General features: G+C 53.9%; 23 protein-coding genes. 7 read left to right on the top strand and 16 right to left on the bottom strand.

Features of this window, described 5'->3' with window-relative positions; all coding sequences use genetic code 11:
* Positions 1-50: 50 nt before the first annotated feature.
* The 8 genes from ET524_RS08535 to ET524_RS08570 form a co-directional block, all read right to left on the bottom strand.
* The gene (locus ET524_RS08535; protein ID WP_129424976.1) at positions 51-2,165 is read right to left on the bottom strand and encodes a CDP-glycerol glycerophosphotransferase family protein; all 2,115 of its coding nucleotides are present in this window, start codon (positions 2,163-2,165) and stop codon (positions 51-53) included.
* A 45-nt stretch (positions 2,166-2,210) separates the two neighbouring features.
* Complete coding sequence (locus ET524_RS08540; RefSeq protein WP_161566653.1) at positions 2,211-3,308, bottom strand: CDP-glycerol glycerophosphotransferase family protein; 1,098 nt, start codon at positions 3,306-3,308, stop codon at positions 2,211-2,213.
* Positions 3,309-3,389: 81 nt separating this feature from the next.
* A complete protein-coding gene (locus ET524_RS08545) occupies positions 3,390-4,412 on the bottom strand; it encodes a ribitol-5-phosphate dehydrogenase (RefSeq protein WP_129424980.1) in 1,023 nt (340 codons plus the stop codon).
* The gene (locus ET524_RS08550) at positions 4,405-5,133 is read right to left on the bottom strand and encodes an IspD/TarI family cytidylyltransferase (protein WP_129424982.1); all 729 of its coding nucleotides are present in this window, start codon (positions 5,131-5,133) and stop codon (positions 4,405-4,407) included. Before ET524_RS08550 ends, ET524_RS08545 begins: the two co-directional genes overlap by 8 nt.
* A 12-nt stretch (positions 5,134-5,145) precedes the next feature.
* Positions 5,146-5,943, bottom strand: coding sequence for an ABC transporter ATP-binding protein (locus tag ET524_RS08555; protein WP_129424984.1), 798 nt, complete (start codon positions 5,941-5,943; stop codon positions 5,146-5,148).
* The gene (locus ET524_RS08560) at positions 5,933-6,748 is read right to left on the bottom strand and encodes an ABC transporter permease (RefSeq protein WP_201738742.1); all 816 of its coding nucleotides are present in this window, start codon (positions 6,746-6,748) and stop codon (positions 5,933-5,935) included. Before ET524_RS08560 ends, ET524_RS08555 begins: the two co-directional genes overlap by 11 nt.
* Before the next feature lie 70 nt (positions 6,749-6,818).
* The gene (locus ET524_RS08565) at positions 6,819-7,823 is read right to left on the bottom strand and encodes an LCP family protein (RefSeq protein WP_129424986.1); all 1,005 of its coding nucleotides are present in this window, start codon (positions 7,821-7,823) and stop codon (positions 6,819-6,821) included.
* A gap of 3 nt (positions 7,824-7,826) precedes the next feature.
* Positions 7,827-8,969 carry a glycosyltransferase family 4 protein gene (locus ET524_RS08570; protein ID WP_129424988.1) on the bottom strand — a complete coding sequence of 381 codons (1,143 nt, stop codon included), beginning with the start codon at positions 8,967-8,969 and terminating at the stop codon, positions 7,827-7,829.
* A 168-nt stretch (positions 8,970-9,137) separates the two neighbouring features.
* Between ET524_RS08570 and ET524_RS08575 the strand changes: the two genes are divergently transcribed.
* Complete coding sequence (locus tag ET524_RS08575; protein WP_129424990.1) at positions 9,138-10,265, top strand: glycosyltransferase family 2 protein; 1,128 nt, start codon at positions 9,138-9,140, stop codon at positions 10,263-10,265.
* Between the two features lie 14 nt (positions 10,266-10,279).
* On the opposite strand, the gene ET524_RS08580 is transcribed toward ET524_RS08575, so the two are convergent.
* The 4 genes from ET524_RS08580 to ET524_RS08595 are packed head-to-tail and all read right to left on the bottom strand — an operon-like array spanning position 10,280 to position 14,681.
* Positions 10,280-11,323 (bottom strand): glycosyltransferase family 2 protein, encoded by a 1,044-nt coding sequence (locus ET524_RS08580; RefSeq protein ID WP_129424992.1) that lies wholly within the window; start codon positions 11,321-11,323, stop codon positions 10,280-10,282.
* A 12-nt stretch (positions 11,324-11,335) separates the two neighbouring features.
* A complete protein-coding gene (locus tag ET524_RS08585; RefSeq protein WP_201738743.1) occupies positions 11,336-12,310 on the bottom strand; it encodes a glycosyltransferase in 975 nt (324 codons plus the stop codon).
* A 29-nt stretch (positions 12,311-12,339) separates the two neighbouring features.
* On the bottom strand, positions 12,340-13,602 hold the full coding sequence (locus ET524_RS08590; RefSeq protein ID WP_129424997.1) for a glycosyltransferase family 2 protein: 1,263 nt from the start codon (positions 13,600-13,602) through the stop codon (positions 12,340-12,342).
* A gap of 11 nt (positions 13,603-13,613) precedes the next feature.
* Positions 13,614-14,681, bottom strand: coding sequence for a glycosyltransferase family 2 protein (locus ET524_RS08595; RefSeq protein ID WP_129424999.1), 1,068 nt, complete (start codon positions 14,679-14,681; stop codon positions 13,614-13,616).
* Between the two features lie 90 nt (positions 14,682-14,771).
* Here ET524_RS08595 and ET524_RS08600 point away from each other — a divergent pair, with 90 nt between their 5' ends.
* Positions 14,772-15,800 carry an acyltransferase gene (locus ET524_RS08600; protein WP_129425001.1) on the top strand — a complete coding sequence of 343 codons (1,029 nt, stop codon included), beginning with the start codon at positions 14,772-14,774 and terminating at the stop codon, positions 15,798-15,800.
* A 220-nt stretch (positions 15,801-16,020) separates the two neighbouring features.
* Here ET524_RS08600 and ET524_RS08605 read toward each other — a convergent pair whose 3' ends face one another.
* Positions 16,021-17,169 carry a LicD family protein gene (locus ET524_RS08605; RefSeq protein WP_129425003.1) on the bottom strand — a complete coding sequence of 383 codons (1,149 nt, stop codon included), beginning with the start codon at positions 17,167-17,169 and terminating at the stop codon, positions 16,021-16,023.
* Positions 17,170-17,279: 110 nt separating this feature from the next.
* Positions 17,280-19,307: a DUF6541 family protein gene (locus ET524_RS08610; protein ID WP_129425005.1), complete on the bottom strand. Its 2,028-nt coding sequence runs from the start codon at positions 19,305-19,307 to the stop codon at positions 17,280-17,282.
* 397 nt (positions 19,308-19,704) lie between these two features.
* On the opposite strand from ET524_RS08610, the gene ET524_RS08615 reads away from it, so the two are divergent.
* The 5 genes from ET524_RS08615 (at position 19,705) to ET524_RS08635 (ending at position 24,839) form a co-directional block, all read left to right on the top strand.
* Positions 19,705-20,490: an ABC transporter permease gene (locus ET524_RS08615; RefSeq protein ID WP_129425007.1), complete on the top strand. Its 786-nt coding sequence runs from the start codon at positions 19,705-19,707 to the stop codon at positions 20,488-20,490.
* Between the two features lie 12 nt (positions 20,491-20,502).
* The gene (locus ET524_RS08620; protein WP_129425009.1) at positions 20,503-22,332 is read left to right on the top strand and encodes an ABC transporter ATP-binding protein; all 1,830 of its coding nucleotides are present in this window, start codon (positions 20,503-20,505) and stop codon (positions 22,330-22,332) included.
* Between the two features lie 41 nt (positions 22,333-22,373).
* Complete coding sequence (locus ET524_RS08625; RefSeq protein ID WP_129425011.1) at positions 22,374-23,099, top strand: glycosyltransferase family 2 protein; 726 nt, start codon at positions 22,374-22,376, stop codon at positions 23,097-23,099.
* An 18-nt stretch (positions 23,100-23,117) separates the two neighbouring features.
* Positions 23,118-23,480 carry a DUF2304 domain-containing protein gene (locus ET524_RS08630; RefSeq protein WP_201738744.1) on the top strand — a complete coding sequence of 121 codons (363 nt, stop codon included), beginning with the start codon at positions 23,118-23,120 and terminating at the stop codon, positions 23,478-23,480.
* Between the two features lie 207 nt (positions 23,481-23,687).
* Positions 23,688-24,839: a glycosyltransferase family 4 protein gene (locus tag ET524_RS08635; RefSeq protein ID WP_161566654.1), complete on the top strand. Its 1,152-nt coding sequence runs from the start codon at positions 23,688-23,690 to the stop codon at positions 24,837-24,839.
* 100 nt (positions 24,840-24,939) lie between these two features.
* Here ET524_RS08635 and ET524_RS11565 read toward each other — a convergent pair whose 3' ends face one another.
* Both ET524_RS11565 and ET524_RS08640 read right to left on the bottom strand, forming a co-directional pair.
* The gene (locus ET524_RS11565) at positions 24,940-25,083 is read right to left on the bottom strand and encodes a hypothetical protein (RefSeq protein WP_161566655.1); all 144 of its coding nucleotides are present in this window, start codon (positions 25,081-25,083) and stop codon (positions 24,940-24,942) included.
* A gap of 203 nt (positions 25,084-25,286) precedes the next feature.
* Positions 25,287-26,144, bottom strand: a complete 858-nt coding sequence (locus ET524_RS08640; protein WP_129425015.1) for an NTP transferase domain-containing protein — start codon at positions 26,142-26,144, stop codon at positions 25,287-25,289.

Genomic DNA, 26,144 nt, shown 5'->3' on the forward strand with positions numbered 1-26,144 from the left:
CTCGTACTCGGCAAAACACATTCAGAGATCGCTGACATGTCATTCAGCAATTAATTCAATCGACCATCAACGCTGGCAAAGGCATCCTTCAGCCTCTGCATAGTCAATTGCTCATCCTTATCAAGCACTATCCCAGTTTGCTCTATTATGCTTTGGGTTCGGGGGACGTCCCTGCTAAATAGCCTCTTCCACACGACCGCGAAGTCGTGGTCGGACCTCCCGAACTCTTCTTGCAAGTCCAAAACTCGCTGGTAAATCCTTATGCTCGAATGCGGGTTGTCCCAGGACGTTACTGAAGCCTGTTCATCTGCCGAATCGAACGAGACGTGGTAGTACGCGTAGTCTGCCGCCACTGAGATGCACTTCGCCCTTAAGTAAGCCTCGAGTACAAACGGGATATCCTCTGGCATATCGTTCGGGAATCTCATGTCGGCAACCAAATCGCGCCTAAACAGTTTAAGCGGCGCGAACGTCCAGCAGATTTTTGAGGTTGCGATGTCGGCTTTTGGTTGGTTGCGGTCGAACATGGACTTTGGTACTTCGCGGCCGTTTTCGCCCCACATCTTTACCAGCAGTACATCGCTTCCCCACTCCACGGCGTGGTCGAGCATGCGCTCGATCGCCTCGGAGCCCAACCAGTCGTCTGCGTCAAGGAAGAACACGTACTTCCCCTGCGCCTTCTCCAAGGCAACATTGCGAGGCTTCGCGGGCGACCCCGACGCAGCCTCCAAGCGTTCAACCTTGAACAGCGCAGGATAGCGTTCCTGATACGTGCACAGCGTTTCCCACGTTGCATCGGTGGAGCCGTCATCGGTTACCAGCACTTCCATGCGCTCGCGTGGATACGTCTGCGCTAGCAGCGAGTCGAGCGCCCTGGTCAGACGAGGCATAGCGTTATACGCCGGAATCACGATGCTCACATCGATACCGCTTGCGTCATGCGCCCGCAAAACATCAGCAGCTTTCACGTTCGTCGCTTCGTTAAGCGGCGGCGCAAACACCTCGTTGTAGATACGCACGGTAGCTTGCCCATCGCACGCGCTCATGAACTTCTTGCGGAACGCCGCCACCTGCTGCGCGTCGAAGCGCTCGTCAACGTGTTTCACCCAGTCGATAAGCGACTTGTTGTCGCGGAATACCGGCCCCGGCGTCAACTCCTCGTACGGGTAATAGAAGCCGCGCCAGTCGCAATAATCGTCCAGGTCATACGCGAAAAATGCCATGGGCTTGCCGAAAAGCGAGTATTCGAACACCAGCGACGAATAGTCCGAAACGCACACATCGGCAACGCACAGCAGCTGATCGATCGGCAAGCTGCGCGTAACATCGAACGCAAAGTCTTCGCAGCCTGCGGGAATGGGCGGCAACTGCTTCACGAACGGATGATGCTTGATAAGCAGAACGAATTCGCCGCCAACCGCAGCCTTCAGGCCGGCGATATCCAGCCGGTCGGGCCCTTCGGCAGAGGCAACACGACCGCGAAACGTCGGCGCGTACAGCAGCACGCGCTTGCCTCGCATCTGCGGAACAACGCTTTCCACGCTTTCGCGCGCGTTCGTCAAAAACTGCTGGTCGAAGAATACATCCGTGCGGCTTACGCCAAGCGGCTTGATGATTTCGGGGCGATCTTGCAGCACCATGGCCTCTTCATACGCCCAAGCCACATCGGGGCTGCTAACGGTAACTAGCGAGAGGTTCTTGTAGAACGGATGGCGCAGAAGCTCTTTTCGGGTGCCGCCGAATTTCAGGTCGGCCGTGCTCATACCCCACTTCTTGAACGCGCCGCATGCGTGCCACAGCTGCACGACGCGCGTTTCAGGGCGCAGCCTAACGCAGCTGACCAGATCGGAGGCATCCGCCAAAAAGACCACTTCAGCGCGGGAAATCTCGTGCAGCGCCCAGATGCTGTTCTTCAGATACTGAACGTACGACACATGATTTTGGTTGAGCGTCATATAGCGCGGATGCTTACCGGCATCCAGCTCGAGCCGCTGGTACAGCAGCTCGAAGCTGTCGGGCATGTCCGTTTCCTTCGTCTCGAAAAACAGCACCCGACCAGCTGCAACCGGCTTGCGCGCAAAATACTTATAAGCAATCGGGAACGCAAAACTCAACGTCGCGTTCTTTATGAAGCGCTTTGCAAAGCGCTTGAGAAAACGCTTCATGCTCCTTCTTCCACATCAATCCCACAGCAACGAATCGGGGCCGCTTTACTGCGCACGCTCCGTGCTTCCCTTCGCGCACTGAATGGCGAATGTCGCCAACTCGCCGGCCGGATCCTCGGCGCAATTTACAAACGAGTCTCCCACGAATCGCTGCAACTGCTGGTGCGGGTAAGCCGACGGCTCGACCGCCCACGATGCAAGCATGGCGGCAAGCTGCTCCGGCGTATCGGCCACAAGGCCGGGACACAATTCTAGCGGATCGGCGTTCAGACCAGGCGAAAGCCGATAATATTGTATGTCAGGAACATAGAAACCGACCAGCTTGCCCAACAAATATGCTTCATAAACTATCGATGAGTAATCGGTGATCACAATATCGGCATCGATAAGGCTGACCGGCACGTCCCCACCAGCATCTTTGCCCGCCGCAAGCGGATGCAAAGAGCACGAAACCCGGTAGCTTCCAGACTGAAACAGCTTGCCAGCCGCGCCGCGCAAGTCGGCAAACGGGTCAGCAGCCTTGTCGTACTTCCTGATGGTAGGCGCAAACAGCACCGTCGCCTTCTCGCTCGCGCGATTGGCATCGGCCTGAGCCGCTTGACGCATATCGCAAAGCTTGCGGTATTCGGGCCTCCCGATGGGAAGCACGCGTTCAACCGGGCACGCAAACGCTTCAGCAAACGCCGTCCGCGCACCTTCGCCAGAGCAGATCACCCACGAATTGTTTCGGTGAATCTTGAACGCAGCAGCCTCTTCCGCCGCGTGGCCTTCGGCAACGTCGATTGCCTGATAGCCGAACTTCTTGAATGCGCCGAACGCGTGCCACAGCTGAATCACAACCGGAACCGCAGGGAACTCAAGGTGCTGGGCGCCGCGCAACGCAGTGGGCTGGCACGTAAAATCGAGCAAGCTGATAACCGGGTCGTAGCGATCGATCACGCAAACCTTGCACCGCGCAAGGTGATACAGCTCCCGAAGCACCAGGCCCGCATAGGCCAGCACCGACGACTTCTTGAAGTGCTGCGATAGGTAAACCGGCTGATAGCCGCGCGCCTGGAACGCCTTCCCGCATTCCAGGTAATCGTAAGAAGGCTCACCCGACTTGCGGGACACGAACAGCACCTCGTCCCGCCGCTTAGCCAAGCAAAAGACGCCATACAACCCGCGAAACGCAACACGAGCAACGCCTGCGGCGACCTTTTTCGAAAAACGCAACGACATGGCCTACATGTCCCACTTCATGATGGTTTTCCCAGCGCTCTTGCGCAAATCCGCTTCGAACGCAGTGCACATGTCGGCAATGGAGCGTACGGGGAAAACGCCGCCGATAAGCGACTCCAGATACCTTGCCATGTCGGGATGCTGCTTGTACATTTCCACAACGCTGACGAAATCCGCGCGACCGCTGCGACTGCTGCCGAACAGGCGCAGGCCCTTCTCAAGCACCATGCGCGTGTTCACCGGAACGGGGTTTTCCGACACGCCCAGCAACGAAACGGTTGCCTCGGGCCTTACCGCGTCGATGATCTGCTCGATGGCAGCCACCGACCCGTCGCCGCAGCAGCATTCGAAGGCGTGATCGCACGTGCACTCGCCCGGCGCGTCGTAGGTCAGGTGCGTTTCATCGGCGAACGTGAAGTCGTTCAGCTTGTACTCGTTTCGCCCATACACGCAAATCTGCGCTTGTGGATAGCGCATCTTCAGGATAAGCGAAACGATGAACCCCAGGTTGCCGTCGCCCCACACACCGATGCGGTCGCGCTTTTCGTGCGCGATGGAATCGAATCGGTTCACGGCATGGGCGGCAACGCTTACCAATTCGGTAAACGCTGCGACTTCGTTGGGAATGGAATCAGGCAAAGCAACCACGCGTTCGGGCGGCAGCACCACAAGCTCCTGCATGAAGCCGTCGAAGCCGCTGCCGCAGAACTTGCTGCTGCGCAGGTAGTTCTCCGCAATGTAATCGCTGGTCTCGCACGGCGCGTTCGGCACCATGACCACGCGCGAGCCGCGAGCAAACGTGCCCGTTGCGTCCTTGACCACCACGCCGATGCCCTCGTGGATAAGCGCCATGGGCAGCTTCTTGGCAAGTACCTGCGGCGAGCGCGACCCCTGGTAGTAGCGGATGTCGGCATTGCACACGGAAAGATACGTAGGACGCACCACCACGCCCGCCGATGCGTTCAACTCCAGCTGAACCGGCTCGAAAACACGCGGCGCGGTGAGGCGATAGGCACAGCTAAGCACGGCGGCTTCCCATCAAAGCCGTTGCCACGCGCAAATCTTGCGGATACGTGATCTTCATGTTCGAAACGTCGCCGCGCACAAGGGCAACCGCTTTGCCGCGCAGCGTGTAGATTTTGCACGCATCCGTCAAAACAGCCTCTTCATCAGGCAAAAGGCTTTCCATAAGCGCTTTAAGCTCAAGCAGCTTGAACGACTGCGGCGTTTGCCCTTGATACAGCTGGCTTCTGTCGGGAATGGACGAGATGACCTTGCCGTCAGCGCTTTGCACAATAGTGTCGGTTGCGGGTACGACGGTATCGCAAGCTCCGCAGTCGATTGCGGCCTGGATGTTCTCTTCGATAATGCGATGGGACACGAACGGCCTGACAGCGTCGTGCGTGACGATGATGCTGCTATCGTCCACAGCATGGTTTTCGCACAGATACGAGATGGCGTTGCGCACGGTGTCGTTTCTGGTAGACCCTCCGGCAATGACCGCAACATCTTGGCAGCAATCGGGGCAATAACGGCGCAGGAGGTCCTGCGTTTTCTGAATCCACGATTCGGGGCACAGCACCAGCACGCGCTCGAAAACGCCTTCGGCGCAGAACTTCTCGACGGTGTGCGCGATGATGGGCTTCGACCCCAGCATCAGAAACTGCTTGGGCTTTTCGGGATTGCCCATGCGCGTTCCCGACCCGCCAGCAAGAATTGCCGCGTACACGTTGCGTCCGCTTTCCATGCGCTTCGCTCCTTAGTAGTTCTTCTCGTAATAGGCCGTTGCGGCTTCGATGGTGTCGTCGAACACTTTCTTGCCGTGGTCAAGCACGATGCCGCGGCTGCAGAATTCCTTCGCCGTGGAGCTGGTGTGCGTGACGAACAGCACCGTGACGTTCTCGTCCATCATAATCTCGCGGATGCGGGCGATGCACTTGCGTTGGAACGCGCGGTCGCCAACGGAAAGGGCCTCGTCGACCACCAGGATTTCCGGGTCGATGGCCACCGCGAACGCAAAGCCCAGGCGCGCCTTCATGCCGCTTGAGTACGTGCGCATGGGCTGGTCGATGTACAGGCCAAGTTCGGCGAACTCGATGATCTTCGGCTCAAGCTCTTTGATCTCGTTGCGCTTCAGGCCCAGAATCTGACCGCGCAGCGATATGTTCTCGCGCCCCGTCAGCTGCATGTCGAAGCCTGCAGTAAGCTCCAGCAGTGCGCTGACGCGGCCTTTGACCTCGACGTTGCCCGTTGTGGGGTGCGTGACGCCCGTGACCATCTTCAGCGCCGTGCTTTTCCCGGCGCCGTTGCAGCCCAAAAACGCCACCGCTTCGCCCTTCTTCACCTCGAACGAAAGGTCGTCGCTGGCGTTGACGCTGCCCAGAAACGTGCCCTTCTTCTTGTAGTTGAAGATGCCCAGGAAGCGGCCGCGGTCGTTTTTGTACAGGTTGTACGTTTTCGTCACGTGGTCGAAGCGGATGACCACCTCGTCGCTGACGCTGGTTTTGTGCTTCGCCTTCGCGTCGCCCAACGTTTTCTGCTGGTCGTTAGAGGACATCGGCCACCTCCTCGTTGAACTTCTTGTACACGAACAGCGCCAAAACAAGCGTCACCGCGAACACCAGCGCAAAGCCTGCGCACAGTGTGGGGTCTTCCCAGAACCACACCTTGTCGTAAAACGCCCCGCGAAACGAGGTGACGAAAAACGTGATGGGATTGAAATACAGGATGGTTTGAATCCAGTCCACCGGGACGCTTTTCACGTCGAAAATGACGCCCGACAGCCAGAAGAAAGGCGTGGACATGGCGTTCATCAGGTTCTTCACGTCTTTGCTGATGGCCGACAGCTGGCTGAACATGATGGACACGATGTCCCAGAACACGAACATCAGCAGCAGCAAAATGGGCACTTGCAGCAAATACGCGTCGAACTGCATGCCGCACGCCGCGTAGATTACGAACAGGGCGACCATCAGCATAAGCTGCACAAGCATGGTGGCGCCGGTGTAGATGGTGGAAATGCCGCTGAGCGGGAACTTGATCTTGTTGACCAGGTACGGGTAACGATGCATGACGTCGATGCCGGCGCCAAGCATGTCCTGCATGAAGAACCACGGGATCAAGCCCGCGCACAGCCACAAGATGTACGGCGGCGCGCCGGCATCTGCCGCGCCGCTGCCAACGCGCAAGCCGATGTCAAGCGCAAACCAGAAGCAGAAGATGTACATGGCGGGCTTGATGAAGAACCACGACCACGACAGCACCGCGCCGCGGCTTTTCTTCACCAGTTCGAACAAGGCAAGGCGAGCGATTTGCTTTCGCCACTCCCAATTGTCCTTCAGTATTGTTCCGAGCGTGCTCACGCAGTTCTCCATTCAAAACGCCCTGTTAGCAACCACTGATATTACCATAGCCGTAGCAGCGCATGTGCTGCTACGGCATAGCGGGGCCCTCAACGATGCCAGAGGGATCGCTGCCGGAATCCACCGCGGCCATAAGGTCTTCCCAGGCCTGCGAATTCTGGTCGACCACCCACAACCCGCTGCTGTTCACGTCGCCCGTGTACGGCCCCGTGCACGAGTACAGCGTCACGTCGTCTTTGTGCAGGGCGAAATCGACGGCCAGGTACCCCACCTTGCTCATATCAAGGTTCGTGGAGGTGCTGCGCTTCAGGCTGACCAGCGCCTGATCAATGTCGCTTTCGTTGGGCATGTTCAGCACGTTGCGGAAGATGGCGACCTCGATTTGGCGGACGTTCGCCTGGCGCACGGCGTCTTGGTTGTCGGCATATTCCTTGCGGGCGCGCGCGAACACCAGCGTTTCCGAGCCATCAAGGTGCTGGTTTTGGCCCTTCTGAACGGTGACGTCCTCGGCCGTTGAGGGGTCGGGCACTTTCACCGTGGCGGGAACGTCAACCGTCACGCCGCCTAAGGTATCGATGAAGTTTTCGAACCCGGTGAACGTGGTCATCATGTAGTAGTCGATTTCGACGCCTGTGAGACGCTGGACCGCCTTGACGGTTTCCATGGGGTCGCCGTTGACAAGCGTATCGTTGATTTTGCTGCTTTCACCAGGCAAAACTGTGTCGCGCGGCACCGTTACCAGCGTGATTTGGTAGCTTGCGGGGTCAACGCGCACAAGCGTGATGACGTCGGAATGCTGATTGACCTGAGCGTGATCGGACGCCTTGCCCGTGTACAGCGCCGTGCCCTTACGGGAGTCGGAACCAATCAGCAGCACGTAGAACGGGTCTTGCTGCTCAACCGCCGAAAGCTGCACGGTGTCGGCAACCTGCCGTGGACCGGCCAGCGCGCCGATGCCCAAGCACACCGCAATGAACGCAGCGGCGAACACCGCAACGCCCGCAAAAGCACGCGCGGCCATGCGCGTTGACCTGCGCTTGTCATCTTCGCTGATACCGTGAGCTCCAGCTGCCATCGGCTACTTCACCTGCTTTCCCTGGCTGTGCGGCAAACGAGGGCCTGACCTGCCCTTATTGTCGTAGTGGTGCCTCAGCACCGGCTTGAACAGGCCGAAGTACCAAATGATCACGAATAGCGCAACGGCCAGCAGCGCAATGATGCCGATTTGCACCGGACCCGAGAAACTGCCGATGAGGCACCCCGCCACCGCAAGGCACGCGGAGCACAGCCACAGCAAGGCAACGGAACGCTTCTGGCTTAAGCCCGCGCGCATAAGGCGATGGTGAATGTGGCCGAAGTCGGCGTGATCGATGCGCTCGTGGTTGCGCAGGCGGCGGACAACGGCAGACATGGTGTCCAGCACGGGAACGCCGGCGATGACCAGCGGCACCAGCATAACCACGAAGCCCTGCGCGCGCACCACGCCCGAAACCGAGATGACGCCGACCATAAGTCCCAGCAGATGGCTGCCGCAATCACCCATGAACACCGATGCCGGGAAGAAGTTGTAGCGAAGAAACGCCAGGCACACGCCGATAACCGCCAGGCACACCAGGGCCATGGTGACGCTGCCGCGCTGCCACACGAGGAATAGCAAGCTGGAGCAAGCGATGGCGACGATGCCGGCGGCAAGGCCGTCGAGGCCGTCGATGAGGTTCGTGATGTTCACGAACACGACCAGGTACGCAACGGTAAGCGGGAAGTCAAGCCATCCCAAGCTCACATAGCCGCCGGCCTGCGCAAACATGGTGTGCACCATGCCGATGGACACGCCCGAAGCGGCAACGATGCACGCGGAGACAACCTGGCCCAGGAACTTCAGTTTCGGCGGCAGCTGCGTGACGTCGTCAACAAGCCCGACGGCGAACATGGCGCTGATGCCCAGGAACAACCCGATGTAGTTGATGCCGCTGAGCGTGTACAGGTCGTTGAGCTGCCAATCGAAGAACACCAGCCCGATGTAGGAGGCAAGAAACGCGGCGCAAAGCCCCAGGTACAGCGCGATGCCGCCGCAGCGCGGCACAGGGCCCCGGTTGACGCGGCGGTATCCGGGCTGGTCGATAGCGCCAAGCGCGACGGCTATCCTGCGGGACAGCGGCACGGCGCAGTACGTGACGATAAACGCCACGCTAAACACTATGGCAACTTGAACAAAAGCCACAAGTTGGGACCTTGCCCCTTTCCATGCAGAGAACCGGTATTATGCAAACTTACTTTATTATACTTTAAAGTAAACCTTACGATTCCTCAACGCATCCGCCACCGAGGAGCATTCGAACACCATCGGCAAACGTCAAGAACGCTTGCATTCTTGAAAGGAGCGAGGCAATTGTGCGCACAGCTTCACAACGCGGCCGTTGACGTCATTGTTACCGCGCACAACATGGAATCCTGCATCGGCGCGTGCCTTGATTCGCTTGAACGCCAGACGTTCGAGTCGCTGCGCGTTGTTGTGGTGGAAGACGGGTCGACCGACGGCACCGCGGCGATTGCGCAAGATTTCGCTGCGCATCACGCGCGCTTCTCCGTTATTTCCACAGGCGGGCTTGGCGCCGGCGGCGCACGCAACAAGGGCATGCAGGAAGTGCGCGCGCCCTACTTCATGATTCTGGACGGCGACGACGTGTTCCATCCCGACATGGTTGAGGCCCTGCACCGCGCGGCCATAGACGGCGGCGCCGACATCGCCATCTGCGACATGCAGGAAATGGACAACGCCACCGGCGCGCTGACCCATCCGTTGTGGGCCCTCAAGCAAAGTCAGCTTCCCACCGAAGGCGCGTTTGACGGATGGCGCGGCATGGACGGCAACATCTTCGCCGCCTTCATGGGCTGGCCGTGGGACAAGCTGTACCGCACCGAGTTCGTGCACGAGCGCGGGCTTTCGTTTCCTGAAGACCTTCCCAACAGCGAGGACATGGTGTTCACGTACCAGGCGCTGGTGTTGGCAAAGCGCCTTGCCGTGGCAAACCGGGTGCTGGTGGACCATCGCATGGGGCGCGGCAGCACGGTGTCAAGCTCGCGCGAACGGGCGCCGCTTGCCTTCTACGACGCCATTTGCCGCGTGAAAGCGTTTTTGCAGAAGCAGCCCGATGGCACGTGGGAAAAGCTGCAAAGGGATTACCTGAGCTGGGCGTTCGACTGGACGCTGTGGAATATCGAGACCATGCCCGACGAGGGCACGCGCCGCATGATGGCGCGCACGTTGCACGATGGGGCGCTCGAGGCGCTGGAGCTTGAGGAGCATCCTGCATTGTATTTTGCGGAGTATCCCCGCAGCATGCAGCGCTACGCCACGCTTATGACCTGGCTTGATGTAGATTCGCGCGACAACGGTCCGCTCGGTCGGCTTGACGCGCTGCCCTACGGCGCCTACAAGTTCTGGGACTTCATGAACCCCGCGCAGAAAGCGCTGGCCGCATGGAGGGAACGCCACCCGAAGCCAAGCGAGTGGTAAAGCGCGCAGCGACGTTACTCCCCCGGCTTGGCCTGCGGAAGCTCCACCAACTTGCGAATTTTCTGCGGGATGGCGATAAGCGCGTGGCCGATGCGGTATGCGTGCGACGTTTCGTACTCGTCGTACACATGCCCCATGCTGCGCCACAGGCCCAGCACGTGCATGTCGAACGCTGCGAGCTCTTCGGTGGAAAGCCCCTCGCGATACGCAGCCACGTCCGCTTCATCGATCTCACGAAGATAGCGAGCCGCCACCTCGCGCGTGTCGGACGTCCGCCATGCGTAAGCTTCGCAGAATTCACACGAGTATTCGCCAGCGTGTGCCGCCAGCCATTCTTGCATGCGCTGCGCCGTTACCGCCAAGCCGTGGACGTTGCGCATGGTCGGCCGCGTGGTCATGATGGAGCCTTCGCGCATGCGACGCTGGTACAGCGGCTCGTTTAGAAACGCCACGCGCTGCGGATGTGGGATGAGCTGCATCTGGAACAGCACGTCCTCGTGCAGGATGCCGTCAAGAAAGCGCAGGCCACAGCCGTCAAGCAGCGCTTTGCGGACGGTGTATAGGCAGGCGGAGGGGCGAAACGCCTTCGTGCGCTCCATCAGCACGTACATGTCGGGGCCGCAATGCACGCCTTCGACGCTTTCGCGCACTTCTTGGTTCTCGTAGTGCTCCCTGCGAAGTTTGCGGCTTTCGTAGAACGACGCAGCGCCGAAATACAGCATGTCTAGGTTGTCCGCCGCAATGCGCGCGTCCAGGCGCTCAAGCGCTTCGGGGTCATAGTAATCGTCGCCGTCCAGGAACATGATGAACTCGCCGGCGGCCGCGGCCATGCCCGCGTTGCGCGCGGCAGACAGGCCGGAGTTGCGCTCCAAGGTCAGCACGGTGAAGCGACCATCGCCAGCGATAGCGCGGCCGATGGCGTCAAGCGTGCCGTCTTGCGAGCAATCGTTGACCACGATGCACTCAAAATCGCCGAACGACTGGCTCTTGAGCGATTCCAGGCATTCACCGATGTAGCGTTCAACGTTGTATGCCGCAACAACAATGGAGAATCTCACGAGTGGCCGTCCTTAGAACGAGTCCGGATGCGCCGCCGCAAACGCCTCGGCGCCATCGCGAAGAAGCTGCTGCAGCAGAGCCGCGTCATCGGGCGCGAACAGGGAAAAGTCCAGCTCGCCCGCAGCGTTTGCCGCCTGGTATTCGGCGGCCACGCGCTGCGCGAAGGCCACGTGTTCGCTTTGCGAGATGCGCTCGTAGTTCCAGCGGTACTTTCCCCACTTGTCAACCGCAAGCCACGGCAGCAGCACCACCGCGCGCTCAGGACGCCGGCGAAGGAACGCCTCAGCGTCGGCCACTTCGTCGCACACTATGAACACCTTGTCGGTGGTCTTCGACGACGAACCAGGGTTGTCCATACGGTAATGCAGCAACGGCTTTTTGACCAGCGCGCATGTGCGGGCGGCAAACCACACCTTCAGGCTGAAGCCCGCGTCCTGGAATGCGGCGCCGGGCGTTTCGCGCAGAGAGATGCCCTCGCGCTCCAGAAACGACTTTCGGTACAGGCCCGTCCAGATGGACGGGATGGTGCACACGACGCGAGGCTGGTCGACGGGATCGAACGGGCGCCTGTACGGCAGGCCGGCAAAGTTTTCCACCAGATGATCGGCGCCGTCGAAGTAGTTGTAGTAGTTGCACTTCACCACATCGGCGCCCGTGCGCTCAGCAGCCTTGAGGAGCTTCTTGAACATGCGACGGTCAGGAAAATCGTCGGGCTCGACGATGCCGACGTACTCGCCCGCCGCCTGGGACAGACCCATGTTCAGCGACGCGCCATAACCAGAGTTGGCCTTGTCAATCACGCGAACCCGCTGGTCGCGGTCAGCGTAGTCATGCAGGATAGCCGACGAGCCATCCGTCGCGCCGTCGTTGATGCAGATGATTTCGATGTCACGCAACGTTTGCCCACAAAGCGCATCCAGACACTGCGGCAAAAACCGCTCCACGTTATAAACCGGAACAAGAACCGAAACCTTTGGAGTGGACACTTTGAATTGCTCCCCCATCAACCTAAGCGCTATCGGCCCTCGAAGCCGGCAGCTTTCAAACCGAATTTGCTGTCGTATTCAATCTGAAGCAACTGCAAAGAATCAGAAAGCTCGCGCTCGATCCTCTCGCGCTCAACATTCTCCATCATATACTCCTGCATGCTCGAAGCAGGAAGCGGCAGCACGCCCTTCAAAGCCCGCTTGAAAGCTGCTAAGCGATCACCAAGCTTTTGCTTGTAATAAGCCTTTGAACCAGCCAAACGTTTAGCGAACCCATCAGCTAGCTCTTTAGTGCAACGCCACGAAACGCCTTTTTCGCGAGACTCTTGCATCGATACAACGATTTTCGAGTCTATTCCGCCCATAGACAGCCCAGCATCACGCAACTCTGGAGCCACATCGAAAACCAACGTTAGCAGGGCATCCGAAGCCTCGTTCAATTCATCACGCAAGCCGCAGCCCTCGCGATCTTCAAAAATCTGAACGCAATGGATGTCGAACAGAACGAACTCCAGCAACCAATCGAGCATATGTTCAGGGTACTTATCAAGCAGCCCACGCTGCTTCCAGTCGGCAAAAATCGCCGAAGCAATCTTCAAATGCCTCTTAACCTTCAGAATCCTATCGTGCGCAACGGACGACATTAATGAGTCGTCACGTATAACGCGATAGTAATACAGGCAGTCAGAAATCAGCACCGTCTTTTTCGAGAGCGGATAGAGCAGGAAATGGAATACCTCGTCTTCGCCGAATCGAATGGCTTCGTTAAAGAATATCGATTCTCTTAACAGCAATTCCTTCTTAACGGCAGATCGCCAAATATAAGGATGCGAATTCTCCTCGAACAACAGAGCCGGATCAAATCCGTCATACACGACATCGCGAGTACTCAAGCATTTCGCAAGCCAAACATTGCCATCAAACGCCGGAAGACACTGAGCACCAAAAGTTACAACTTCGGCATCGGTCTTTTGGAAGGTGTCGAAAACAACCTTGCAAGCATTCTTGTCTAGGCAATCATCGGGATCGACGAACATGATGTACTTGCCGCTAGCTGCACGAATGCCCGCGTTACGGGCCGAGGATACGCCACCGTTCTCTTTGCTGATAACGCGAACGCGCGCATCAAGCGCCTCGTGCATCCTGACCACCGATTCGGAGCGATCCAGGGCACCATCGACAACGCAAATAATCTCGATGTCCGAAAACGTTTGAGCGCGCAAAGAATCGAGGCACAGGGATACGTAACGTTCGACGTTATAAACGGGAATTACAATTGAAATCAAAGGCATGAGAACTCCCTTTATCTCCTTATTTTCCGCCAAAGAGCACGTAAGACAAGCGAGGGTCCGCCGATGTGGTAAAACCGCACCAACTTCTTTCCATAGCCTTCTTCTTCCGGAGATTCACGCTGAGCATGAAACAATATCGGGTCAGTGAGCATGACAGCCAGGTCATCCTTTTTCCACGGATCAAAGATATCCAGGTCAACATACTGCGATTCGATGTCTCGCTGGAATTCTTCGGCAAATCGAACGATGAACTGCCTGCGCAGCGGTTCTGTCAAACGCTCGTAATTCCACATGTACGTGTCGTATTTCATTTTTTCTTCAACAGCTTTAAGCGATGCCTTTTCGGGGTGGCTCGCAAGGAATCGATCCATCTCGGCGTACTCATCGCAAACGCAATATACTTTTGACGGCGAATTGATAGACGAAGATTCGTTATCCTGTCGGTAATGGAGGATTTCGTCCTGAATGTAATACGCCTTCGTTGCGGTAGCCCAAACTTTAAAATTGAAGCTAGAATCCTGGAAAGAGGCGCCGGGCGTCTCCAAGAAGCGAATGCCGTTATCTTTCAGGAAATCCCTTCGATACAGAGCGGACCAAATTGACGGCTTGAGATAGAAGATCTCCGTTTCGATCTGAGGGTTCACAAGATGCTCCGCCATATCATTCGACACAAGCTCAAACGGCTCATTACGCTCTTCGGGCTTCGACCAGTAGAACCAGAAGTTCGCTTTTACCACTTCGGCGTCATGGGTTTCTGCAGCTTGATACAGTTTCTCCAGCGCATCAAGCTCGAAGTAGTCATCAGACTCAAGAATAGCAATATACTTGCCCTGAGCGGCGTCCAGACCCTTGTTCATCGAAGCGCCGTAGCCGGAATTCGCTTTATCGATCATCCGGAAACGGGAATCTTCCGCCATATATTCCCGAATAATGCTTGGCGAAGAGTCTGTCGAACCATCGTTGATACAGATTACCTCAATGTCTTCAAGCGTCTGATTACGCGCAGAGTCCAAGCACTGACGTAGATACTTCTCGACGTTATAAATTGGAACCAGAAGAGAAACCAACGGTTCAGACATGAACTTTCTCCTTAGCGTACGCCCATCCTCAAAGAACAATTGATAGTATCATACGTCTGCATCACAAATAGCAAACGCCAAAGGAGCAACATGCGCTTATACAAATACGATTTCGTAAGAACGGTGGCAATTTTCTTCGTTGTCGCCGTCCACTCGCTCTACTTCGTCGACCAAAGCAGCACGGCCTGCCTATGGATTTACTGGGCTCTACAAGCGTTGTTCCTCACCGGCAACGTGCTGTTTTTCCTCTTGTCGGGAAAATTCAATCTTCGTGAAAGAACCGATGATGCAGGCGTGAAGAAATTTTATTACAACAAGATTCGCAATATCGTCTTGCCCATTCTTATCTTCTTCCTCATCAGATCGTTTTACGACCTTTATCCTTCGATTTCGGTATCAGAATTCACAAAATACTTTATTAAGAACTCCTCGTATGGATTTGCAAGCACGGAATATTGGTTTGTTTTCTCGCTTATGGGATGCATCCTAGTTGCGCCTTTCTTAGCCCATGCGTTTGCAAAACTAACAAAGTTCGAACAAAAGACGTTCCTTGCAATAGGCCTAGCCTTTAACCTCCTGACCATTGTTGCCGAAAACGCTGGCTACAGCTTTCGATGGGGATACCTCTTTTCAGGTTTTTCGTTCGCATTTTGCCTGGGTCAATATATCGAGGACTTCTTTACCCATCGGAACAAACGAATACTCGCCGCAGTCTCGCCTCTCTGCCTGATCGCAACTGTGCTTCTGATGAACGCAGGCATGACTTCAAACATTACTGACGTTTCCCCGATTTACACGATTTTAGCTTTAGGCGTTTATGCGCTGCTTTTGTTCCTCGGCGACAAGATGAAGCCCTCTAAGCTCGTATCGTTCATCGCAAAGCATTCATTTAGCATTTACCTTGTGCATATGATGATTCTCATCCCACTCAAGAACATGCTGCCGATTTTTCCTGGCGCACCGTCTTTTCTGATGTTCATTGGCGTCGCGCTGTTTGTGTTTATAGCTTCAACTATCGCCGCATTCCTGATTGACACGACCATCGTCGAGTTCGCGAAAAAACTGTTCGACCGATTGTTCAAGCGATTCTTACCCAAGCAAGACAACAAGGCCGCATAACGATGATGCTGCGTTGGTTAGCCTCAGCAACGCAGCATCATCGTGCAGCCATCAAGCAACTCTCGTACCGAGCGATTGCCGCAATTTGAATATAGGCGCAATCGCTCGGTCGCCTATGCACTTGACAGCATACTCGCATCGCCACTCGCTTGCGCATTCTCCTGCCAGCACAACCTGCAAATTCGGAGGCCATTTGCGGGAATAAAAAGTCCGTCAAGCCTTAATGTTCGCGCAGTTGTTTCGTTATAGCGGCTTTCGTCTCCTCTTTTGCAAGAGCGCCGCTTGGCACATGACTATAATGCGAATGAATATCCTTCGGCAAGCTCCATATATCACCGTAATACCTAGATAGAATCCCCAGATAATCTCGAGGCACTGAAACGGCAGTGCCCGCAAACGGTAAACGTTCTACAGGAAAGATATCCTTTATGTCGTAGGACAAAATTCCATCGTTGCTATCGCAATAATTCTCGATAGAAAAAGTGATGCCAGAACAATCCTCGCAGGATGCACTAGTAATGTTTATGCTCTCCGCCTTTGCCCGATAAGAGCGGAAGACGTCCCAAACATCTTCCGAAAGCGAGCTTTTGTCATTAGCGTCCAGAATTGGATTATCACGGTTCCAGAAAGCAAGCTTATCCGCTGAATTCATCTCGTCTATCATTGATTGCCTCAAGGAAACCAAATCGCCAAACACCTCAGCGCCATATCGTTTGGAGTAATCAAAAATGAACAAATCGATGAAACAAGGGTTGTCGATATCACGGTACATAAAACGGAGCTGCCAACAATGCGCATGCCAGTCAAACGCACTGCTGATGCGATATTTATCACTGGCTTTTGTAACGTGGATTAATTTTTGAATATCCCCGCGCATCATGCCAACGTCCAGATCATCATCCCAAGGAATAAAACCACCGTGGCGGACCGCACCAAGCAATGTGCCAAACATAAGCCAGTATTGGACGTTGTGCTCCCTGCAAAATGAATCGAATTCGAAAAGGAGACGCGAATTCCCCTGTTGGAGCAATCGCAAATCACCCTCAGCCTCAGGAAGGGTTCCGAAAAACCTTCTTTTTGTCGATTCGAGCGATTCCCCATCTTCTTGCATGATATTCCATAGCATCATTTTTGCATGCGTGTCATGAGCGTCAAAATCATCCTTTAACGAAGACGTCGATGCTGAAACCAAGTCACCCAATTCACTGCAGAGCTTTTGCAAATCCATATTCTGCTCACGAAGCTTCCAAACTTCATCATTGAGAACCCTGACATCATTCCGGAGATCAAGCACTTCTGAGAACAATGCATGAAAGGAGCGCGACGAAGGCGGAACAAAACGACTAATCGCATCGTGCAACAAACCCATAGCTATCTATCCTCTCGAGTCAAACCATCCTATTGCGATACGCTCGGATAACGTCAATAAACGACTATCCCAGAATGCAAGAACGTACGGTTGCATACGACACTGTTGAGCTAACCATCGATTTTATAAAAACGCATGTCGCCTTCTGAAGCCAATAAAGAAAACCCGGGAGTGTCTTCGTTGATCGAAGTGATACCGTTATACGTTTCAGCATCGGCGACACCATCGTCCAAACTCGATGACGAAGCGCCAATACCGCCCGCATCAAGCTGAAGGACATATTTTGCATTCAGAGCGGCAGCCGCATTTTTAACGGATTCATTGTCGCTAATTTCGTCTAGATGTTCACGCACCAGAACGCTTTCCGGCTTTTCAGAACTTGCACCCGCCGTCATATAGCTTCGAAACATAACGTTAGCGCCATTCGACCCATACGAGAACACGCTTCCATCGTAGGGAATGTTAACAATGCCGCCCGGATCGTCTTTTGCAAGATCTAGCGCGTTGTTCACGAAATCGGACTCTTCAACCGTATAACGACGCACGTCTTCAGCAGACAGCCAAATCAATTTGCTATCCACCACCTCAAACGCAGGCTCGTCATCGCCGATGCCAATCATGCTCGATGGGCGATAGATAAAGCACACCCCGAATAAAACGACCAGACATCCGACAGTGCAGACAATTGGTTTCGAAATCTTCAATTTCGCCCCAAGGGCAACGACAGCCCGGAACACCACATACATGCCCATTGAAGCAAGAGGAATTGAAGAAAGTGCCACCAACGCAGCTATGCGATAGGCATCGTTGTACCAAAACCCAGCAAGCAAGCTCCTAAGAGGACCATCCGAGCTAGCGCAAAGCACGAACATTACGATGCAAATCGCATACGATACCGTTAAAGCCCGATATTTCTTTTTGAACAACGACCAGATGGCACCGATCAAAACGAGTCCGGCAAGCAACAACTGGCTAGGATAAGCGCGTAAAGACAAATCGAGAGCGCCAATGAGAGCCTGCAAACGCCCTTCGAAAGGAGGCCAGGGATAGGTCACTATACCCTCAAAAAACGGAAGGCGCCACGCAACTATCCACGCCAAAGCGAGAATCAGCACCACTGACGCGCAAATCAATCCCGAACGCCTTTTGCTCACGCCCGCCAAACTCAGCGACCCCATGAGGTTCGCAGCACAAAGTGGAGCCGCAAGAACAATCACGGTAAAAACAGCGTTGGGCTGCAGCGCAAAAAAAGCAAAGCATGCAGCGAGAAACGCTATACCCCACCTCAAGCGACCCGCTTTCGATTGGTCGACGGAGAAAACGGAAGCCACCGAGCAAACAGCTAAGGGAGTGACGGCATAAGCCGCAAGATTTGAATACAAAGGCCCGAACGTCAAGAATCCCCAAGGGAATGCAGAGAACGAGAGAGTAATGAACGACCCGAGCAAAACAATCAAACGATCCGAAAATGTTTTCAACATCAACAAAGCCATTGACGCAGGAAACACTATCCCCATGAAAACGAACAATGAAGCGTTCTCGGCAATAGGAGCGCTTGCTCCCGAGATTGCCGACCCAAGTGCGGTCACTACATGCCAACCCGCAGGATAAAATGAACCGCTCGACACGGTTGGAGCGATTCCGGACGATATCTCCTCAACAGAATACAAACTCGTATAGAGAATAGAATAGTTTCCATTCTCAACCATATAACGAATAGTGTTTAAATGAGAAGCGTTATCGTACAGCTGAGCGAAAGAGTCAGGCCCATTTAAATCCCTGACGAAAAATAATCCTACGATAACGACCCCGACAACGACATACAAAGCAAGCGCAAGCCAATCATTACCGGTCTTGCTATTGCGATAAATCGAAGCCTCTTTCCTTCTCGGAAAATGCGAGATGCCAAAACAGCCAATTGTCAAAACTGCAATAGGAAGAGCAATCATCCACCACTCGGCAAAGATGCCCAAAAGTCCAAGCAAAACGCCTGCAATCACATACAAAGAAATGGAAAAGATTGGGGAAATCGCAAGAGACATCAAAGAGTCATGCGAGAAAGACCGAACGAGAAAGAAGCCCGGCACGTACAGCAACAGCAATATAACTAAGGCGCACAGAAAGAACAGCCCCCACATTTACTAATAACCCAGCCCTTTCATTTCACTACATCCGTCCATTGATTAACTGAATTGATAATATGCGAAAACAGACCGAGAGCAATCAGGTTTGCCGAAAGCCTTCTTGCTAAGTAAAACCTTCATCAAATGAGCAAGTCAATCACGAGAACGACCTAATCACTTTCGGCCAAACCGCATACCAACCAAACGCCAAATAGCGCGCTTAAAGCAGGAATCAATAACCACTCGAATCCATAAGCCCCGCGTCGGCAGCACACAACAGGACACCAAGCACTCAACCCCCACCTATCAATTCATGATACATCCACCAACAGCTATCGTGTTTACGATATCATGAGCGGTTGTTGCAAACGAAAAGAAGAGCAACTCGTATTCGACGTACACAAGGAATGCAATGATCGAAGCCTTAAAGAAGAGCCAGCTGCACCGCAATTGGTTCACCATCACTTCCCTTGTTTCAAAAGACTTCAAGCTGAAATACCGCCGAAGCGTTCTTGGCGTGCTGTGGTCGGTTCTGAACCCGCTGCTGATGATGTGCGTCCTTGCCGCGGTCTTCACGAATGTCCTGAAATTCGGCGACGTTGCGAACTTCCCCATGTACCTTATCTTGGGAAACGTGTTGTTTACCCTTATGACCGACTCGACGACCGGCGCAATGACGTCGATTCTCGAATCTGCTCCGCTTATTAAGAAGATTCGCATCGCAAAGCTTATCTTCCCTATCGAAAAAGTGCTATTCCAGCTTGTAAACTTCGCCATCTCGCTTATTGCGGTTGTTCTGGTTATGGCCTTCTTCCGCATCGCCCCGACGGTGAACCTTTTCGCGTTGCCCCTGCTTCTTATCTATATGCTGCTGTTCTGTAGCGGACTTGGCATGCTGCTTTCGGCGCTAGCCGTTTTCTTCCGAGACGTGTGCCACCTGTGGGGCGTCGTAATCACCGCATGGACGTACGCAACCCCTCTGTTCTATCCCGTTAGCCTATTACCCGATTGGATGCAGCAAGCTGAATTCTTCAACCCCATGTACCACTACGTGACGTATTTCCGCGATATCGCCATGTATAACTGCACGCCTGACCTGCAGGAAAACCTGATCTGCTTTGGTATGGCGCTTATCACTTTCGCCATCGGCTTGCTTGTATTTAAAAAGTCCGAGAAGAAGTTCATTCTCTACGTTTAGGCGGCTTATATCATGACCGAAATCGTAAACACTTCCCCGCTGGCCAGCCACACTGATCAAAGCAGCGTCGTCGACACGCGGCCCGTAATGATTGACGTCGACCACGTATCGATGGTGTTTAACATGGCCAGCGAGCAGCTGAACAGCCTGAAAGAATATGCCGTGGCCTTCGCCAAGCGCGAGCTTATGTTCAAGGAATTTCGAGCCATCGACGACGTATCGTTCACGGTGCGCAAGGGCGACGTGTTCGGCATTCTGGGAACCAATGGCTCCGGAAAGTCGACCATGCTCAAAATCATCGCCGGCGTCCTTGAACCCAGCAGCGGCTCCTGCCACGTCAACGGCAATATCGCGCCGCTAATTGAGCTCGGCGCTGGTTTCGACTTCGAGCTGACGGCCCGCGAGAACATCTATCTGAACGGCGCGTTGCTGGGCTACTCGCGCAAATTCATCAATCAGCATTTCGATGAGATTGTTGAGTTCGCCGAAATCGAGAAATTCCTGGACATGCCCATGAAGAATTACTCTTCGGGCATGGTGGCCAGAATAGCCTTCGCCATTGCAACGGTGATTGTTCCTGACGTCCTGATTGTGGACGAGGTTCTTTCCGTTGGCGACTTCATGTTCCAGCAAAAATGCGAGCAGCGCATCATGAGCCTCATCAAAGAGCACGATGTGACTGTTTTGATTGTTTCGCACAACAATGACCAGATCGAGCGCCTTTGCAACAAGGCAATCTGGATCGAAAAGGGCCACGCGCGCATGATGGGATCCGCGTCGGAAGTTTGCGATGCGTACCGCGCGCTTGGAGGCCATATCGGAAGCGCCGAATCGGAAGCGATTGTGTACGACACGCTTGTTAGCCCGGTGCCCGTTGACGACCAGATCGCTACCACCATTGCCGGCGATGACCGCTACGGTACCGCCGTAAAGCTTTCGGCGCTTTGCGAGCGTCCGAGTTCGGATGCGGTTGTCCTATCGGTTGCCGAGCTACCGTCGATTTGCTTCTCTGCAGCAGCGCTTGCAGCAGCTTATGATGCGCCGCTTCTGCTTATCAAGCCGGACCATATCCCCGACTCCACCATGCAAGAGCTGCAGCGCCTGAAACCTAGCACCATTATTGTTGCCGGCGTGGCAAGCGAGCGCGAGCAAGGTGTCCTGGCCGAGCTTCAGCAGCACTTCAACGATGCGCACCTTCAATTCGCACAGGCGACGGAACCGCAAACTGCAGCACTTGATATCTACCGCTCTGCAGAGCCTCAGCAATGGGGTGATTGCGCCATCGTTTCATGGGACGGCTGCTTTGGCGACCAAATGTCGCTTTTGCCGTACTCGACGCTGAAGAAGGCGCCATATTTTTATATTGACGAGAACGATCAAATCGACAATGAAACTTGGGGAGTTCTTACGTCGGGCCATTTTAGTTCGGTTTTGTTTCTTGGAAGCGACCGAACGTTTCCAGACGAAATGCTCACGCGACTTCATAATAGCGGAGTTATCGGCACACGAATTTGCGAAGACAACGCATCGTTGGCGAACAAACGAATCAATGCGGACTACATAATCCCCACCTTGCAGCAACAGGGAAAGAACGTTCGTTCGCTTATAGTCTCGTCAACATGGCAGCCATTCAACTCGTTCAACATTGGAGGCTACGCCATCGAGAACGATGCCGCCATGCTGCTTGTAGATTCGACCAACCTGGACAGCATGGCTTTCGCTATCCAATACCTCAAAGAGCTTAACGGGGACATCAACCGCTTGGTATTTGTCGGAGACGACAATCAATTCAACCGAATTGATAAACGGCTGCTCATTAAGGCAGTCCAGCAGGCAAAATAGAGCAGAGGCCCTATAAGCCCTTAAGCGATGAAAGAAGCATCATGGAAATGCCCTCTAACCGCATAGATCAAGCGCCGCGTGTCCTGATCGTGATACCAGCCTACAACGAAGAAGAGTCCATCGTTGCGGTTGCTAAGACGGTCTCAGACGCCGGATGGGACTACGTTGTCATCAACGATGGTTCAACCGATAGCACCTTTCAGCTTTGCAAGGATAACGGCATCAACGTGGTCTCCCTTCCGCAAAATCTTGGAATTGGCGGAGGCGTTCAAACGGGCCACAAGTATGCCCTGGAGCACGGATACGATATCAATATCCAATTTGATGGAGATGGCCAGCACGACGTGGCTTGCATCCCCGACCTGGTGGACGCCATTTCACAAGGAGCAGACTTGGCCATCGGGTCGAGGTTTGCGGACGACAGGGAAAACTTTCGCTCAACATGGCTCAGGCGCGTGGGCATCAATTGGCTATCCTTCTGGATCAAACTATTTACCGGCAAAACCGCCACCGATCCTACGTCTGGTTTTCGAGCATGCAGCCGAACCGCTATAGAATTGTTCAGCAAATCCTACCCTATCGACTATCCTGAACCGGAGTCTATCGTTCTCGCACTGAAAAATGGCCTTGCTATCAAGGATGTGGCCGTTTTAATGCACGAACGCCAGGGGGGCAAGTCGTCAATCGGGGGCCTTTCAAGCATCTACTATATGGTTAAAGTCTCCATTGCGATTGCAATTACCGGCCTGGCAAAGAGCGCCCAGTAACAAGGTGGTTGATATCAGATGATTTCCGTGCTTCAGATTGTTGTGATAATTGCTGCGATTGCCTTTTTCGCCTACGTCATATCGTTGGTTGCAAAAAACCGCATGCTTTTAAAATATTCGCTGCTTTGGATGCTGTTAACAGTGATTGCGGCAATTTGCGCGATTTTCCCAACTCCCATATATCGCCTGTCCACCCTGCTTGGTTTCGAAACCCCTTCAAATTTCATTTTCTTCATGGGGCTATTGCTTCTTATGGCAATCTGTCTTTCCCTTAGCGTCATCGTAAGCGGACAAACGATTAAAATTAAAAACTTAGTGCAGGAACAGGCTCTTTTGCAAAAGCGACTTGAGGATTTCAAAGCGCAAAACGATGAACAGTAGAATCGCCGAATCGTTGGACTCGTAGATTTCCTCGCCTTCAGTCTTGCGATGCTTTTAGCCGTATATCCTGAGTATCACTGATTATACATACCAAAGGCTATCAAAATGTTGATAGCCGCAAGCGAAACTCATAGTAACCAGCATGGCAAACATCGCCAGAAATGCGCCTGGAATTTAATTCTATTCGCTATCGAAGTAGGACTTAACATGAAATACAACATCGCCCTTTACACCGCATATTACGCCCCCCACATTGGCGGCGTAGAACGTTTCGTGGAAAGCTTAGCCGACAAACTTCAAAGCCAAGGTCATTGCGTCACTATCTTTACTTCCGCGTCATCCTTTAGTGACCAAATTACAAACACGGGAACCAGACTAATAACGATTCCTTCATTCTCCATAATGGGAGACCGCTTTCCGCTGCCAAAACCAACACCTAGCTGTTTAAGGGCACTTCAAACACAAAAAGAAGTGGCATTTGATGCAGTAATCGTAAACACGCGATACTATCCAATATCCTTGATGGGGTGCCTTACCGCAAAACGTAACAAAATTCAGCCCATCATCATTGACCACAGTTCAGGTTTTCTGTCGAAAACCGACAGCATTGCCGGGTTTGCAATTCGCATCTGGGAGCGAGCAATGACCTCGTTGCTAAATTTATTCAAACCCAACTATTATGGAGTTTCGCAAGGAAGCGTGCGTTGGCTAAAATCGCTTCGAATTGACGCAAATGGAGTAATACCGAATTCAATTGATGCTGACGCATACAAACAGATCAATTCAAATATCGACTGGAGAGCCAAGCTGTCTATAGGAGAAGATACGTGTATCGTTTCCTACGTTGGAAGATTGGTCCCCGAAAAGGGAGTCACGAACCTCATTGCAGCAATGAAGCAGATTGCTGGAACAGAGGATGATGTTGCTCTTGTCATAGCTGGGAACGGACCTTTGGAGCAAGAAGTTAAGCAGGTAACTTCACATAGCGTCTATTATGTCGGACCTTTAGCACCTGCTGATATATCGTCTTTGTTTGCAAGCAGCGATATATTTTGCCTGCCAACGGAATATCCGGAGGGGCTCCCCACGGTGCTTTTAGAAGCTGCAAGTCAAAATAACGCTATTGTGGTATCGAATTGCGCAGGTGCAAAAGAAGTCATCCCTGATGACAGCTATGGAACCATTCTCAGCAGCACAGCTCCGAACGACATAGCTGAAGCTATTCTTCACTACGTTCGCAACCCCAAAGAAAGAGAAGAAGCTTCCGTCAAAGTAAACCATCACATAGCCCATGCATTTTCATGGAACGCAACGGCAAGCAAAGTCGTTCGGCTCATTGATGAATCGCTCCATAAATAAACAGACGATACACGAAGATACACGCATGATTGCAAACAAAGGGATGGCACTACCCTTAGCATCGCAGCCATCCCGTAAAACTTCATTGACTTGAAATATACTACGCTTTCGTTTCAGCAGCCAGGTCGGCAGCTTCAAGCTCTTCGGCTTTCTTTGCGCCAGCACGTGCGCAAACGCGATGGCGCAGATACCCGCGGCAAGTTTGCGCCACCAGCACGGCGAATTCTCGTTTTGATAAACCCATGACATTCCCCTTACAATCTCAAGCGAGATTATAGGGATTGTTCAATAGCAATGTCTAGATTTGCGGGTTTGAACACACAAGGTTCATGTCGGTAGTCATGCACACGAACCACAGCGCCCAAATGACACCCTGCAAAAAAGCGTGCACCCTTTCATGAGGTGCACGCTTTGGCATTTCGTATATATTCAGCTTAACGCGCCCGACTAGCAGCGGTACGCTTCGTCAATTTCCTGCAGTTCGGCGAACGTATCAATTTCGCGCACGTCATCGAATGTGCAAGCGCGCACACGCACATCGAAATCATCCGGATACCAGTTCAAGGCAACATCATCCCAGAATATCTGCTTGCCATCATCGCGCTGGAAAACCGTTTGCAAGCAATCGGCCAAGCGGCGCCCGTCCGCATCGGTCCAATACGAGATGCCGAACATGTGATAGCAATCGTCGCCGCCCTTTGCAATGTGCACGGCGCGGCCGTCTTCGACCGTCAAGCACCAGTCGTCGGTATGCTCAACCGGCACGCCAATGTAGTTCGTAGCGTACTGATAACGCGTGATGAGCTTCGGGTTGCGCAGCAGCAAATCTGACTCGAACACGTAGGCATCGCGCATATACTCAGCCGCGGCAATGGCCGACGAGATATTATTCGTGCAGTTATAGTGAGGGTTGTCAATAAAGTGAATGCCGGGGTTTTCCTGAGCCAGCACATCAAACTCGTGCGGCAGGTAGCCGCGCACCACGTAGATTTCGTCGATGCCCGCAGCGCGCACCGCATCGATAAGCCGCTGAATAATGCGAACGCCGTGCACGCGGATAAGCGGCTTAGGCGTGTTCAGCGTGATAGGCATCAAGCGCGAACCAAAGCCAGCGGCGAAAAACACCGCTCGCTTGGCGCGATACGGCTCAAGCGCTTCAATGCCGCTATCGGTGATTGCGCCGTCAGCGACAAAGCCCTGCTCGGCAAGCCAGGCAGCTTCCGCAGCCGGCACCTCACAAGCCGCCTGGCCCGTTCGCTTCGCTTCCTCAAGCGCCACCAGTGCGTTGAACTGCTGCTCGTTCAT

The organism is Senegalimassilia faecalis (assembly GCF_004135645.1).
Taxonomy (GTDB): domain Bacteria; phylum Actinomycetota; class Coriobacteriia; order Coriobacteriales; family Eggerthellaceae; genus Senegalimassilia; species Senegalimassilia faecalis.

Bases quoted from the DNA above. Each gene is read 5' to 3' on its own strand.
- ET524_RS08535 (WP_129424976.1), bottom strand. From the start codon at position 2,165: ATGAAGCGTTTTCTCAAGCGCTTTGCAAAGCGCTTCATAAAGAACGCG.
- ET524_RS08550 (WP_129424982.1), bottom strand. From the start codon at position 5,133: ATGGAAAGCGGACGCAACGTGTACGCGGCAATTCTTGCTGGCGGGTCG.
- ET524_RS08555 (WP_129424984.1), bottom strand. From the start codon at position 5,943: ATGTCCTCTAACGACCAGCAGAAAACGTTGGGCGACGCGAAGGCGAAG.
- ET524_RS08565 (WP_129424986.1), bottom strand. From the start codon at position 7,823: ATGGCAGCTGGAGCTCACGGTATCAGCGAAGATGACAAGCGCAGGTCA.
- ET524_RS08590 (WP_129424997.1), bottom strand. From the start codon at position 13,602: ATGCCTTTGATTTCAATTGTAATTCCCGTTTATAACGTCGAACGTTAC.
- ET524_RS08595 (WP_129424999.1), bottom strand. From the start codon at position 14,681: ATGTCTGAACCGTTGGTTTCTCTTCTGGTTCCAATTTATAACGTCGAG.
- ET524_RS08600 (WP_129425001.1), top strand. From the start codon at position 14,772: ATGCGCTTATACAAATACGATTTCGTAAGAACGGTGGCAATTTTCTTC.
- ET524_RS08605 (WP_129425003.1), bottom strand. From the start codon at position 17,169: ATGGGTTTGTTGCACGATGCGATTAGTCGTTTTGTTCCGCCTTCGTCG.
- ET524_RS08610 (WP_129425005.1), bottom strand. From the start codon at position 19,307: ATGTGGGGGCTGTTCTTTCTGTGCGCCTTAGTTATATTGCTGTTGCTG.
- ET524_RS08615 (WP_129425007.1), top strand. From the start codon at position 19,705: ATGATCGAAGCCTTAAAGAAGAGCCAGCTGCACCGCAATTGGTTCACC.
- ET524_RS08620 (WP_129425009.1), top strand. From the start codon at position 20,503: ATGACCGAAATCGTAAACACTTCCCCGCTGGCCAGCCACACTGATCAA.
- ET524_RS08625 (WP_129425011.1), top strand. From the start codon at position 22,374: ATGGAAATGCCCTCTAACCGCATAGATCAAGCGCCGCGTGTCCTGATC.
- ET524_RS08630 (WP_201738744.1), top strand. From the start codon at position 23,118: ATGATTTCCGTGCTTCAGATTGTTGTGATAATTGCTGCGATTGCCTTT.
- ET524_RS08635 (WP_161566654.1), top strand. From the start codon at position 23,688: ATGAAATACAACATCGCCCTTTACACCGCATATTACGCCCCCCACATT.
- ET524_RS11565 (WP_161566655.1), bottom strand. From the start codon at position 25,083: ATGGGTTTATCAAAACGAGAATTCGCCGTGCTGGTGGCGCAAACTTGC.
- ET524_RS08640 (WP_129425015.1), bottom strand. From the start codon at position 26,144: ATGAACGAGCAGCAGTTCAACGCACTGGTGGCGCTTGAGGAAGCGAAG.